Annotated in this window: 8 protein-coding genes; 7 read left to right on the forward strand and 1 reads right to left on the reverse strand. The window is 65.6% G+C overall.

Annotation, left to right across the window (positions count from 1 at the left end; translation table 11 throughout):
• The first annotated feature begins 20 nt into the window (after positions 1-20).
• The 7 genes from ARC78_RS06990 (at position 21) to ARC78_RS07020 (ending at position 12,030) form a co-directional block, all read left to right on the forward strand.
• Positions 21-1,073, forward strand: coding sequence for a LacI family DNA-binding transcriptional regulator (locus ARC78_RS06990; RefSeq protein WP_054657615.1), 1,053 nt, complete (start codon positions 21-23; stop codon positions 1,071-1,073).
• A gap of 52 nt (positions 1,074-1,125) precedes the next feature.
• Complete coding sequence (locus tag ARC78_RS06995; protein ID WP_057505988.1) at positions 1,126-4,110, forward strand: TonB-dependent receptor; 2,985 nt, start codon at positions 1,126-1,128, stop codon at positions 4,108-4,110.
• A 112-nt stretch (positions 4,111-4,222) separates the two neighbouring features.
• The gene (locus tag ARC78_RS07000) at positions 4,223-5,845 is read left to right on the forward strand and encodes a glucoamylase family protein (RefSeq protein WP_054657624.1); all 1,623 of its coding nucleotides are present in this window, start codon (positions 4,223-4,225) and stop codon (positions 5,843-5,845) included.
• A gap of 11 nt (positions 5,846-5,856) precedes the next feature.
• The gene (locus ARC78_RS07005; RefSeq protein WP_484600186.1) at positions 5,857-7,137 is read left to right on the forward strand and encodes a sugar ABC transporter substrate-binding protein; all 1,281 of its coding nucleotides are present in this window, start codon (positions 5,857-5,859) and stop codon (positions 7,135-7,137) included.
• Complete coding sequence (locus tag ARC78_RS07010) at positions 7,134-8,015, forward strand: carbohydrate ABC transporter permease (RefSeq protein WP_054657620.1); 882 nt, start codon at positions 7,134-7,136, stop codon at positions 8,013-8,015. The genes ARC78_RS07005 and ARC78_RS07010 overlap by 4 nt, the downstream gene beginning before the upstream one ends.
• Entirely contained in the window at positions 8,012-8,863 is an 852-nt protein-coding gene (locus tag ARC78_RS07015; protein WP_054657622.1) for a carbohydrate ABC transporter permease, read from the forward strand. The genes ARC78_RS07010 and ARC78_RS07015 overlap by 4 nt, the downstream gene beginning before the upstream one ends.
• A gap of 20 nt (positions 8,864-8,883) precedes the next feature.
• The gene (locus ARC78_RS07020) at positions 8,884-12,030 is read left to right on the forward strand and encodes a discoidin domain-containing protein (RefSeq protein ID WP_057505989.1); all 3,147 of its coding nucleotides are present in this window, start codon (positions 8,884-8,886) and stop codon (positions 12,028-12,030) included.
• Positions 12,031-12,133: 103 nt separating this feature from the next.
• Here the strand turns inward: ARC78_RS07020 and eda are convergent, their stop codons facing one another.
• Positions 12,134-12,802, reverse strand: coding sequence for a bifunctional 4-hydroxy-2-oxoglutarate aldolase/2-dehydro-3-deoxy-phosphogluconate aldolase (gene eda / locus ARC78_RS07025; RefSeq protein WP_057505990.1), 669 nt, complete (start codon positions 12,800-12,802; stop codon positions 12,134-12,136).
• Positions 12,803-12,848: the final 46 nt, after the last annotated feature.

Genomic DNA, 12,848 nt, shown 5'->3' on the forward strand with positions numbered 1-12,848 from the left:
GGTCGACGGAGGGTGGGGCGGTGGCGCAGTCGGCAATCACCATCAAGGATGTTGCCCGCGAGGCGGATGTCTCGGTCGCCACCGTGTCACGGGCGCTCAACGGTCATGCCAACGTCGCCGCGCCGGTCCGCCAGCGGGTGCTGGAGGCCGCCCGACGGCTGCGCTACGCGCCCCATGCGGCGGCGCGCAGTCTGAGCAGCCGTAGTACCCAGACCCTGGGCGTGGTGTTGCCCGACCTGCACGGCGAGTTCTTTTCCGAACTGATGCGCGGTATCGACGGTGCGGCGCGTGCGCGCAACCGCCATCTGCTGGTGTCCAGCTACCACGGCGACCAACAGCAGCAGGCGGCGGCATTGCAGGCCATGCGTGGCCGGGTCGATGGCCTTGTGGTGCTGTCCCCGTACGCGGTGGATTCGGATTTCCTGGTCGACAACCTGCCGCCGGCGCTGCCGACCGTACTGATCAACACCCCGCTGCCGGAAGGCGGATATCCCGCTTTCACCATCGACAACCACGCCGGGGCGCTGGCCATGACCCGCTACCTGCTGGGAGCCGGATACCGCCGCATCGCGTTCATTGCCGGGCCGCAGAACAATCACGATGCGCGCGAGCGCCTGCGCGGATTCCGCGAGGCGATGGCCGCGTTCGGTGCCGGCGCCGAGGCCATCGAGTTGCCGGGCAACTTTGACGAAGCCTCCGGACATCGCGCCGGCCTGGAGCTGTTGCGTGGCGCGCGGCTGCCCGATGCGATCTTTGCCGCCAACGACATGATGGCGCTGGGGTGCCTGTATGCGCTTGCACAGGCGGGTATCCGTGTGCCGGATCAGGTGGCGCTGGCCGGGTTTGACGACATCCCGCTGGCGCGTTTTGTTCACCCTTCATTGACCACGATGCAGGTGAGTATTGCTGAATTGGGCGAGCGGGCGATGTTGCACCTGTTGCAATTGATCGACAGCGATGGCGCGTTGGACACAACGCCCGGCGTGACGCTGGTTCCAACCCTGGTCGTGCGTGATTCCACCGCTGCACGAAGTCCTTCAAGCCCGGCGCCTGGCGCAGGGATATCCGATTAACGAATCGCGCGGATAGCACTGCCTGCCCGCCGTCCACGGAGAAACCCCCCTCATGACAAGCCACCCCCCTCGCACCTCGCATCCCCCACGCAGATTGCTCAGCTGCGCCCTGGCCAGCTGCCTGCTACTGGGTGCCGCGCCGGCCTTCGCGCAAAGCACCAGCGCCACGATCCGAGGCCAGGTGATGGTGGATTCCGCCCCGGCCGCACAGGCGCAGATCACCGCCACAAACCTGGCGACCGGCCTGAGCCGCAGTGTGCAGAGCACCGCCAGTGGGGGGTATTCGCTGGCCGGCCTGCCGCCGGGCACCTACCGGCTGGATGTCGAGGCCGGCGGCAAGCGCAGCAGCCAGAACATCACCGTGCAGGTGGGACAGACGGCCACGCTGGATCTGGGCGTGGGCGGCGTCGCCGAAACCGCCGCCGGCGGGACGGCGACCACGCTGGATACTGTGCAGGTGGTGGCCAGTCCGGTTGAAACCCGCACCTCGGAAGTGGCCACTTACATCACCCGCAAGCAGATCGAAGCGCTGCCACAGGGCACCCGCAACTTCCTGGCCTTTGCCGATACCGTGCCGGGCATGCAGTTCACCCAGGATGCGGCCGGCAACACCAAGTTGCGTTCCGGCGCGCAGGGCAGCAGCGGCATCAATGTGTATATCGATGGCGTCGGCCAGAAGGGCTACACCCTGCCCGGTGGCGTGGGTGGACAGGACTCGACCCGCGGCAATCCGTTCCCGCAGTCGGCCATCGGCGAGTACAAGGTCATCACCTCCAACTACAAGGCCGAGTTCGACCAGATCAGCAGCGCCGCGGTGGTGGCGGCCACGCGCTCGGGTAGCAACGAGTTCGAGGGGAGCTTCTTCTGGGACCGCACCTCCACCGACTGGCGCACCGCGACCCCGGCCGAAGAGAAAGCCGGCGGCAAGAAAGTGCCCTCGAAGGAGGAGCAGTACGGTGTCTCCTTCGGTGGCCCGATCGTCCAGGATCGCCTGAACTTCTTTGTCGCCTATGAGGCCAAGGAGTACAGCACGCCCAAGACGGTGAGTCTGGGCGCGCAGGGGCGCTATGACCTGGCCGATATCCCGGCTGATATCCGCGACCAGATCGGCCCGGCCGCCTCGCCGTTCACCCAGGACATGTACTTCGGCAAGCTGACCTGGACGCCGGATGACCGCAACCTGGTCGAACTGTCCGCGCAGGTACGCAAAGAAGACGAGCGCATCGGTGTGGGTGACCAGAACACCGCGCAGCGGGCCACGATCAACCACAACGAGGTCAACCGCTACGACCTGCGCTGGCAATACAGTGCCGACACCTGGCTCAACGATGCGCATCTGACCTACGAGGACCTGTCGTGGGCACCGCAGCCGACCTTCGACGGCAACGGCTACATCCTCAACATCTCCCAGCCGACCGCCACTGACCGGCTCAACCTGGGCACGATCATCAACACCGGCGCCAGCCCCAACAACCAGGACAAGGGGCAGAAGGGCTGGTCGATCCAGAACGATTTCACCTTCACCGGCTGGCAGAACCACACCGTGAAGATGGGCGTGAAGTACAAGGCGGTCGACGTCAACGCGGTGGAGCGCAACTACTCCAATCCGCAGTTCTACTATGACCTGGCGACCGGCATCGACCAGCCGTATCGGGTCGAGTTCGCCACCGGTGATCCGGGCACCTCGGGCGGTTTCACCACCTCGGCCAACAAGCAGTTCGGCGTCTACATCCAGGACGACTGGGAGGTCAACGAGCACCTGACCGTGAATTACGGCGTGCGCTGGGACTATGAGACCACCCCGAACTATGAGGATTTCGTCACGCCGGCGGCGCTGGCGAACGACATCCGCAACTATCCCAATTTCCAGAATGCCGACTGGAACCCAGATGACTACCTCTCCACCGGCAAGAACCGTGATGCGTTCAAGGGCGCCTGGCAGCCCCGTCTGGGCTTCTCCTACGACCTCAATGCCGACCAGCGCCACGTGATCTTTGGCGGTGCCGGCCGTGCCTATGACCGCAACCTGTTCGACTACCTGCAGATCGAGACCAACCGCACCTCGTTTGGCCGCTACAACTTCTATTTCACCGATGCCGACGGCCTCTGCCGCCGCCCTGGCAACGATTGCGTGGCCTGGGATCCGGGCTACCTGAATCCCGGCGCGCTGGACCAGCTGGCCGCAACCGTCGACCTGCCACGCGAGTGGTGGTTGAACAACAACGACCTGAAGGTGCCGTACTCGGACCAGTTCAGCCTGGGCATGCGCAATGCGTTCGAGCTGGGTGCGCAGACCTGGTACAGCGAGGTGACGCTGTCCTACGTCCGCAGTCACGATGGCATCACCGCGCGCCTGGGCAATCGCCGGCCGGACGGCTCGTTCCTGCCACCCGGCGGGACCTGGGGCACGCCGTGGGGCTTCGATCCGCCGTTTGGCCGCATCGTCCTGCTGGACAACATGTACGAGACCAAGACCAAGTCGGTGCTGCTGAAGCTGGACAAGCCGTTCAATGCCGCCTCGCGCTGGGGCGCGACGGTGGCCTACACCTATACCCGTGGCCGCCAGAACACCAATGCCGATGGCTGGATCGACATGTTCGAGTACCCCAATACCGGTTACTACGGCTGGTTGCCGGCGCGCGGCGTGCCCGAGCACCGGCTGGTGAGCACCGGCATCTGGGATGCGGGCTGGGGCGTCACCCTGTCGGGCAAGCTGACGCTGGAGTCCACCAAATACCGCAATGCCACCAACTGCCTGCCAGGCTGGGACGACTGCTTCATCGATCCCTACCAGCCCAATGGCAGCATCGGCTACAAGCGCTTCGATCTGGCCGCCAGCAAGGAATGGGATACGGGTACTTCGCTGAAGCTGCGGGTACGGGCGGACCTGCTCAATGTGTTCGACTGGACCAACTGGGATGGCTATGACGACTGGTACGGCGGTCCGAACGAGCCCAATGTGAACTTTGGCCGCCATCAGGACGGCATCGTCGGCGGCACCCGCACCTTCAAGCTGTCTTTCGGACTGGACTGGTAAGTGCGGATCCCGGCCGCTGTCATGGCGGCCGGGACCTTTCGCACATGCGTCACCTGTTCCGTCGCGGGATCGTGGCGGCCTGACTCCTCTTCATCTGGATGTTGCCTTGAGCATGCCGCGCCTGATCCCGTTGCTGTGTAGCGTTGTCGCCGGTTTCGGGCTGGTGCTGCTGGCTGGATGTGGCAAAGCGCCGGAGCCGCCGATGCCCAAGGTATTGCCGCAGGTGATCCTGATCGAGGCCGACCTGCCGCCGCGGCCGATGAAGCCCGAGCTGCCGCCGCTGTTCGACGATATCGAGCGACGCACCTTCCAGTATTTCTGGGACACCACCAACGAGCAGAACGGGCTGACACCGGACCGCTACCCGTCGCGGCCGTTCGCCTCCATCGCCTCGGTCGGCTTCGCGCTGACCGCCTATCCGATCGGTATCGAGAACGGCTGGATCAGCCGCAACCAGGCGATCGACCGCACCTTGCTCACGTTGAAGTTCTTCCGTGATCTGCCTTCGGGCCCGCAGCGCACCGGCAAAGGCGCCTACAAGGGCTTTTACTACCACTTCCTGGACATGCAGGAAGGCCGCCGCTACGACAGCTGGGTGGAGCTTTCCAGCGTCGATACCGCGCTGCTGCTGATGGGCGTGCTGTTCGCGCAGTCCTACTACGACGGTGACGACGCGCGCGAGAAGGAGATCCGGCAGATCGCCGACACGATCTACCGGCGTACCGACTGGCAGTGGCTGCAGCGCAACAAGCCGCTGGTGTCGATGGGCTGGTTTCCCGAGAGCGGCTTCATCGAACACGACTGGATGGGCTACAACGAGGCGATGATGCTGTACGTGCTGGCGCTGGGTTCGCCGACCCATCCGGTCGGGCCGGATGCCTGGACGGTATGGGCGCGCACCTACGACAACGACTGGGGCGTGTTCCAGGGCCAGGAGTATCTGTCCTTCGGCCCGTTGTTCGGGCACCAGTACAGCCACGTCTGGATCGATTTCCGCGACATCCAGGATGCCTACATGCGCGAGCGCGGCATCGACTACTTCCTCAACAGCCGCCGGGCGACACTGGCCCAGCGCGAGTACGCCATCACCAACCCGATGCAATGGAAGGACTACGGCGAGAACGTGTGGGGGCTGACCGCGGGCGACGGCCCGCAGAACACCACCCAGGAATACCGCGGCGAGCAGCGCCAGTTCCGCCACTATTCGGCCCGTGGCGCCGGTCTGCGCGAGAATTTCGACGATGGCACCATCGTGCCGTCGGCGGCGATTTCCTCGCTGCCGTTCGCGCCGGAGGTGGTGATTCCGGCAACGGTGGCGATGCACCAGCGTTATGGGGATTATCTGTATTCCAGCTATGGCTTTCTGGATTCGTTCAACCCCAGCTTCAACTACGATATCCCGCTCAAAACCGGGCGCCTGATTCCGGGTCGTGGCTGGGTCGCCAGCGATTACATCGCCATCGATCAGGGGCCGATCCTGACGGGTATCGCCAACTACCGTGACGAGTTCGTCTGGAACGTGATGAAGAAGAACCCCTACATCCGCAAAGGACTGGAACGTGCCGGTTTCAGTGGGGGCTGGCTGGCGCCGGAAGGCGATAGCCAGCCGCTGCAGAAGGACGAACAGGCCGCCTCGGCACGCGCCTCCGGGATTGCCGAATCGCGTGCGGCGGCCGCCGAAGCGCAGAAGGCCGCCGCCGATCAGCCGGCGGCGTCCAAGCCGCACCAGCCTTAAATACCGCGATGATCCGCTGGCTGGCCGCCGTGATGCTGTTGCTGGTGATGGCCGGCTGCGCGCGGCCCGAGCAGGACACCACGCTGCGCTTCTGGGCGATGGGGCGCGAGGCCGAAGTGGTCGGCGAGCTGGTCCGCGAGTTCGAGGCGGAAAATCCCGGCCTCCGGGTCGAGGTGCAGAACATCCCGTGGACCGCGGCGCACGAGAAGCTGCTCACCGCCTATGCCGCCGAGGGTCTGCCGGATGTCTGCCAGCTGGGCAATACCTGGATTGCCGAATTCGCCACGCTGCAGGCGCTGACCCCGCTGCAGTCCTACGTGGAGGCGTCAACGGTGGTGGAGCCTGCGGACTACTTCGCCGGTATCTGGGACACCAATGTCATCGACGGCCAACTGGCCGGTATCCCGTGGTACGTGGATACGCGGCTGCTGTTCTACCGCAAGGATCTGCTGCGGCAAGCCGGCTATGACCATCCGCCGCGGACCTGGGCCGAGTGGGAGCAGGTCAATGCCGCGCTGAAGAAGCTCATGGGCGATCGCGGCTATCCGGTATTGATGCCGTTGAACGAGTTCGAGCCCCAGTTGTCGTTTGCCCTTCAGCAGCACGATCCACTGCTGCGTGAGGGCGATACCCGCGGCAATTTCCGCAGCCCCGGGTTCCGGCGCACGCTGGCCTTCTACGAAAACATGTTCGCGCAGGGATGGGCGCCGAAGATGTCCGAGACGCAGATCTCCAACGTCTGGGACGAGTTCTTCCGCGGCTTTACCGCGTTCTATCTGTCCGGTCCATGGAACATCCGCGAATTCCGCCAGCGCCAGCCTCCCGGGCTGGAGGGCGAATGGGGCACCGCGCCATTGCCCGGACCGCATGGCCCGGGCGCGGGCATCGCTGGCGGCACCAGCCTGGTGGTGTTCCGTTCCTCACAGAAAAAAGAGGCGGCGTGGAAGCTCATCGAGTTCCTGTCGCGGCCGGAGATCCAGCAGCGCTTCTACACGATCATCGGCGACCTGCCGCCGCGTCGCAGCGCGTGGCAATCGCCGGAGCTGGTCAACGACCCGCTGACTGCCGCGTTCGCCGACCAGCTGGAACGCGTCAAACCCACGCCCAAGGTATTGGAATGGGAGCGCATCGCCCAGCAGATGCGGGTGGTGACCGAGCAGGTGGTGCGGGGCGGGTTGCGGCAGGACCGGGCGGTGGAGCAGCTGGATCAGCAGGTCGATGAGATCCTGGCCAAGCGCCGCTGGATACAGGAGCGGCATGCCGACCAGGCGGCTGCCGGAGCAAGGCAATGAAGCGCCGTTCACTGGCGGGCTGGATCTTCGCCGCGCCGGCGCTGATCGTCATCGGGGTGTTCTTCGGCCTGCCGGTGCTGTCGGCGCTGGCGTTGAGCCTGACCGACTTCGACCTGTATGCGCTGGCCGATCCCCGTAACCTGCGTTTCGCCGGCCTGGACAACTACATCGACCTGTTGCGGACGCCGATCTTCTGGAAGTCGCTTGGCAATACCGCCTACTTCGTGCTGCTGGGCGTGCCGCTGTCGATCGCACTGTCGCTGGGCGCGGCGCTGCTGCTCAACGCGCCCGCCGCACGGTTCAAGGCCCTGTTCCGCACCGCGCTGTTCGCACCCGTGGTGACCACACTGGTGGCGGTGGCGGTGATCTGGCGCTACCTGTTCCATACCCGCTACGGGCTGGTGAACTGGGGGCTGGAGCAGATCGGTCTCAATCCGGCGGACTGGCTGGGCGACCCGCGCTGGGCCATGCCGACCATCATCGGTTTCGCGGTGTGGAAGAACTTCGGCTACAACATGGTGATCTTTCTGGCCGGCCTGCAGGCGATTCCCAAGGACCTGTACGAGGCCGCGCGCATCGATGGTGCCTCGCGCTGGCAGCAGTTCCTGCATATCACCCTGCCGATGCTGGGGCCGGTGCTGCTGGTGGTGGGCGTGATCACCGTGTCCGGCTACTTCCAGCTGTTCGCCGAGCCGTACGTGATGACCCGCGGTGATCCGCTGCAGAGCACGGTGAGCGTGCTGTATTTCATGTTCGAGGAAGGCTTCAAATGGTGGAACCTGGGGCGCGCCTCGGCGGTGGCGTTCCTGCTGTTTCTGATCATTCTGGCGCTGACCACCCTGATGCTGCGCTTTGGCAAGCGCCGGGAGCTGGTATGAGTCACACCGGGAGCGGACGCGAGATCGGGCAGTCGCGTTGGCATGTGCTGTGGATCAATGGCGGGCTGGCGGTGCTGGCGGTGGTGAGCCTGGCGCCGCTGGCGTGGATGCTGTCGGTGTCATTCATGCCCAGCGGTCAGGCCTCGCAGTTTCCGCCACCGCTGCTGCCTGCGCAGACCACGCTGGACAACTACCGGGCGCTGTTCGCGCGTACCGGCATGGGCGGCAACTTCCTCAACAGTCTGCTGGTATCGGTTGCGATCACGTTGGGCTCGCTGCTGTTCAACACGCTGGCCGGATATGCGTTCGCCAAGCTGCGGTTCGCCGGCCGGGAGCGGATCTTCCGGCTGCTGCTGGCCGCGTTGGTGATCCCCGCGCAGGTGGCGATGCTGCCGCTGTTCCTGCTGATGAAGCAGCTGGGCCTGGTCAATACGTTTGCCGGCGTGGTGATTCCGGCACTGGCCAGCGTGTTCGGAATTTTCCTTGTGCGCCAGTACGCACGCTCGATTCCCGATGAGCTGCTGGAAGCGGCGCGTATCGATGGGGCCAGCGAGGCGCGGATCTTCTTCCAGATCGTGCTGCCGATGCTCAAACCGGTGCTGGTGACGCTGGCGATATTCACGTTCATGGGCACATGGAACGATTTCATGTGGCCGTTGATCGTATTGACCGACCAGGAGCACTACACGCTGCCGGTGGCCTTGGCGTCGCTGTCGCGTGAGCACATCATGGACGTGGAAATGATGATGGCAGGGGCGGTGGTGACCGTGCTGCCGGTGCTGCTGCTGTTCCTGCTGCTGCAGCGTTACTACATACAAGGGCTGTTGCTCGGGAGTGTCAAAGGGTGAAGTGGTCGGCAATCATCGCAATGGTGGGGGGGCTGGGTCTGGCGGTCGCGGCGCAGGCGCAAAATGGTGCGCGGGTGCTGGCCAAGTTCGATGACGTCAATGCGTGGCAGTTGATCACCTCCAACCAGGTCAGTGGCGCGTTGCGGCCGGTGATGGCCGGCAGCGGTCGCGCGCTGTGCCTGGACTACGACTTCCACGATGTCTCCGGTTATGTGGGCATCCGCCGGCCACTGGAAATGACCTGGCCGGAGAACTACCAGGTGTCGTTCATGCTGCGCGGCGATTCGCCGGCCAACGACCTGCAGTTCAAGCTGATCGATGCCAGCGGCGACAACGTGTGGTGGGTCAACCGTCCCGGCTATGTGTTTCCGAAAGACTGGACCCAGGTGAGCTATCGCAAACGGCATATCGAAAAAGCCTGGGGCCCGGGCCAGGACAAGACCCTGCGGCGCACCGCGGCGGTGGAGTTCACCCTCTACAGCAAGGTCGGGGGCAAGGGTACGGTGTGTTTCGACCGGCTGACGATGCAGGTGCTGCCCAAGGAAGACACCTCGGCGCTGACCACGAGCGTGATCGCCGATACCGCCACCGCGCTGCAGCAGCGGATCGCCGATGGCAAGCCCGATACGGTGTGGATCAGTGGCGGCGTGAAACAGCAGACCATCAGCCTGGATCTGGGCAAGGTGCGCGAGTTTGGCGGCGCGGTGATCCAGTGGGTCCCCGGGCTGGAGGCATCGCGCTACGTGGTGCAGGCCTCGCGCGATGGACGCGACTGGCAGAAGATCCGCGAAGTGGTGGCCGGAGGCGGCGGACGCGACTGGCTGGCCTTGCCGGAGACGGAGGCGCGCTATCTGCGTTTCGACCTGGTCGATGGTCCCAGTTGGCGCTACGGCATCCGCGATATCAGCCTCAAGCCGCTGGCGTTCGCGGCCACGCCCAACGATTTCATCCGCTCGCTGGCGCAGGAGCTGCCGCGAGGGGCGCTGCCGCGCGGTTTCAGTGGCGAGCAGCCGTACTGGACCCTGCTGGGCCTGGACGGGGGCCACGAGCAGGCCCTGATGGGCGAGGACGGCGCGCTGGAGGCGGTCAAATCCGGCTTCAGTATCGAGCCGTTCGTGGTGCTCGATGGCAAGACGCTGGGCTGGGCCGACGTGAAAGCCAGCCAGCAGCTGCAGGATGGCTATCTGCCCATTCCCTCGGTGCAGTGGCAGCATGACCAGCTTGGTCTGACGGTCACCGGGTTCGTGCAAGGCCGTCCCGAGCAGGCGCAGCTGGTGGCCCGCTACCGGCTGCACAATCCGGACAGGGTCGCCCACGACTACACCTTGGCGTTGGCCGTGCGTCCGTTCCAGGTCAATCCACCCGGCCAGTTCCTAAACACCGTGGGGGGCGTAAGCCGGATCGAGCGATTGGCGATCCAGGACGGCAAGGTCAGCGTCAATGGCACGCTGCAGGCATTTGCCACGCTCAAGCCCGATGCCGAGTTTGCCAGCGCCTTCGACAGCAAGCTGGAGGTCACCCACTTGGCCGGCAAAAGTCTGCCGCCGACCCGCGAGGTGCGTGACGGCACCGGCCTGGCGTCCGGCGCGATGCTCTACACGTGGAAGCTGGAGCCGGGGCAGAGCCGCGAAGTGGCACTGGTGCTGCCGCAGCGGGGCGCCTGGCAGATGCCGGCGGCGTTCGATGCGGACAAGGCGCAAAAGCAGGTCGCCACGATGTGGCGGCAGAAACTGGACCAGGTGCGGCTGCAGCTGCCTGCCGCAGGCCAACCGCTGGCCGACACCTTGCGCACGGCGCTGGCGCACATGCTGATCTCCCGCGTCGGTTCAAGCCTGCAGCCGGGCACGCGCTCGTATGCGCGCAGCTGGATCCGCGATGGCGCGATGATTTCCGAAGGCCTGCTGCGCATGGGCCGCAGTGACGCGGTACGCAGCTATGTGGACTGGTATGCGTCCTACCAGTTCGACAACGGCATGGTGCCGTGCTGTGTGGATGCGCGCGGCAGTGATCCGGTGCCGGAGAACGACAGCCATGGCGAGCTGATCTACACCATCGCCGAGTACTGGCGGCATACCGGCGACCGCGCTTTCCTCGAGCGCATGTGGCCGCATGTGCTGGCTGCCTGGGGGTATATGGAAGACCTTCGCCTGGGCGAGCGGACCGAGGAGAACCGCGCGCGACATCCGGGCTTCTACGGCATGATGCCGGCCTCGATCAGCCACGAAGGCTATTCGGCCAAGCCGGTGCATTCATACTGGGACGGTTTCTGGGCGCTGCGCGGTTACAAGGACGCGGCGGCGATGGCGATGGCGGTGGCGCTGGGACTGGAGACCGAGGCGCTGGCGATGGCCGAGTCGCGCGACCAGTTCCAGCAGGACCTGCAGCAGTCGCTGCTGGAAACCATGAAGGCCCATCGCATCGACTATCTGCCCGGTTCGGTGGAACTGGGCGACTTCGATCCGACTTCGACCACGATCGCGCTGGCGCCGGGCGGCGAGCAGGGGCGGCTGCCGCAACCGGCGCTGGACAACACTTTCGAGCGCTACTGGCAGCAATTCCTCGCCCGCCGTGACGGCAAGCGCGACTGGAAGGACTACACGCCCTACGAATGGCGCAATGTCGGGGCGTTCGTGCGCCTGGGCTGGCGCGAACGGGCCCAGCAGGCCAGCGAATACTTCTTCAAGGATCGTGCGCCGGCCGGCTGGAACCAGTGGGCCGAGGTGGTGTCACGCACGCCGCGCGAGCCGTTCTTTGTCGGCGACCTGCCGCATGCCTGGGTGGCGTCGGACTTCGTGCGTTCGGCGCTGGACATGTTCGCCTACGAGCGTGAGCTGGACGAGTCGATCGTGCTGGCCGCCGGGGTGCCGGTGGCCTGGTTGTCCGGCAAGGGCATTGCCATTGAGGGCCTGCATACCGCGCATGGCCCCTTGAAATTCAGCCTGATCCGCAGCGAGCGTCGCTTGACCTTGCAGGTGGCCGATGGCCTGCAGCTTCCGCCCGGCGGGCTGGTGTTGCCGTGGCCCTACGAGGGTGAGCCGGGGGCGGCCATGATCAATGGCGAGTCGGTACCGTGGTCGGGCAGGGAGCTGCGGATCGGCAGCGTGCCGGCCAAGGTCGAGATCGACATGCCGGCGCAGGTGCGGCGCGATGAGCGCTCACGCCTCTGAGGTGGGCCGGAGCGGTCTGCGCAAATAAAAACTGCGCCTCGCAGGCGAGGCGCAGGCAGCCGGCGGGAAAGGAGAGGGGGATTCCCGCCGTACTTTCAGAAAATCAGCCGGCGCGGGCAGCGCGCGCGGTACGGACGATTTCCGCCGCGGCAGCGGCTGAGCGCTTGACCTCATCCCACTGGCCGGCGCGGATCCAGCTGTCCTGGACCATCCACGAGCCGCCGATGCAGACCACGTTCTTCTGCGACAGGTAGTCGCCGGCGGTGGCTTCGGTGATGCCGCCGGTGGGGCACAGCTTCAGTTCCGGGATCGGTCCGGCCACGCCCTTGATCATCGCCAGCCCGCCCACGGCGGTGGCCGGGAACAGCTTGCAGATGCGGAAGCCGCGCGCGACCAGCGTCAGCAGTTCGGTCGGGGAGGCCGCGCCGGGCACGACCGGCAGCGGCGCGGCGGCCAGCGCCTCGGCCATGTGCGCCGGGGTGCCCGGTGTCACCAGGAAATCGGCACCGGCATCGATGGCGCGCTGCATCTGTTCGACCGTCAGCACGGTACCGGCGCCGACCACGACGTCGGGCAGCTCACGCTTGAGCATAGCCAGCGCCTCCATCGCCACCGGTGTGCGCAGCGTCAGTTCGATGGCCGGCAGGCCACCTTCAAGCAGCGCGGCGCTGACCGCCCGTGCCTGGTCCAGGGTATGGACGGTGACCACGGGCAGAATGCCGGCTGCGGTGAGCAGCTGTTCGGCGCGATCCTGGAGCTGGGCGATACTCATGGGGTTCCTCTTGAAGCGGTGGGCGCGCCGCAATTGCGCGGCGCGC

Origin of the sequence: Stenotrophomonas pictorum JCM 9942 (assembly GCF_001431585.1) — a bacterium.
GTDB lineage: Bacteria > Pseudomonadota > Gammaproteobacteria > Xanthomonadales > Xanthomonadaceae > Stenotrophomonas > Stenotrophomonas pictorum.

Excerpts from the sequence above, each read along its gene's own strand:
- ARC78_RS06995 (WP_057505988.1), top strand. The coding sequence starts at position 1,126 with ATGACAAGCCACCCCCCTCGCACCTCGCATCCCCCACGCAGATTGCTC.
- ARC78_RS07000 (WP_054657624.1), top strand. The coding sequence starts at position 4,223 with ATGCCGCGCCTGATCCCGTTGCTGTGTAGCGTTGTCGCCGGTTTCGGG.
- ARC78_RS07010 (WP_054657620.1), top strand. The coding sequence starts at position 7,134 with ATGAAGCGCCGTTCACTGGCGGGCTGGATCTTCGCCGCGCCGGCGCTG.
- ARC78_RS07015 (WP_054657622.1), top strand. The coding sequence starts at position 8,012 with ATGAGTCACACCGGGAGCGGACGCGAGATCGGGCAGTCGCGTTGGCAT.
- ARC78_RS07020 (WP_057505989.1), top strand. The coding sequence starts at position 8,884 with ATGGTGGGGGGGCTGGGTCTGGCGGTCGCGGCGCAGGCGCAAAATGGT.
- eda (WP_057505990.1), bottom strand. The coding sequence starts at position 12,802 with ATGAGTATCGCCCAGCTCCAGGATCGCGCCGAACAGCTGCTCACCGCA.